Source organism: Legionella feeleii, from assembly GCF_001467625.1.
Taxonomy (GTDB): Bacteria; Pseudomonadota; Gammaproteobacteria; order Legionellales; family Legionellaceae; genus Tatlockia; species Tatlockia feeleii.
In genome coordinates, this window is the sequence record NZ_LNYB01000085.1 from 69042 (window position 1) to 69364 (window position 323).

Below are 323 nucleotides of genomic sequence, written 5' to 3' on the forward strand. Positions count from 1 at the left end.
ACACGGCCTTGCTATCTGGCTTATTATTAGACTCCAAGCTACATAAATACTTTACCTTTTCCACATTGCCTGATGAACAGGAATAGTATAACTCTAAAGACTCTATACTCAGTGGCTCTGAAACGTTTTTATAGCGTAAAAAGTTCTGAATACTATCGATGCCAGTATCCTCTAATCGTAGCCTGTCTTCTTTAAACAAGAGGACCATTGTGTCGTCAAAAGAAAACTTCTGTTCCTCAGCCAGCTTAATCCAAGGTTTGGTTGTTTTCCAATTCAAAAGAATGGGTTTTATTGCTGCAATAGGCCTGTTTGCGCCGTCTTTT

At 39.0% G+C, this 323-nt stretch carries 1 protein-coding gene; it reads right to left on the bottom strand.

What is annotated here, in order from left to right:
* Positions 1 to 323 (bottom strand): hypothetical protein (locus tag Lfee_RS17710; RefSeq protein WP_238584934.1); only part of this gene is annotated, 323 nt, incomplete at both ends.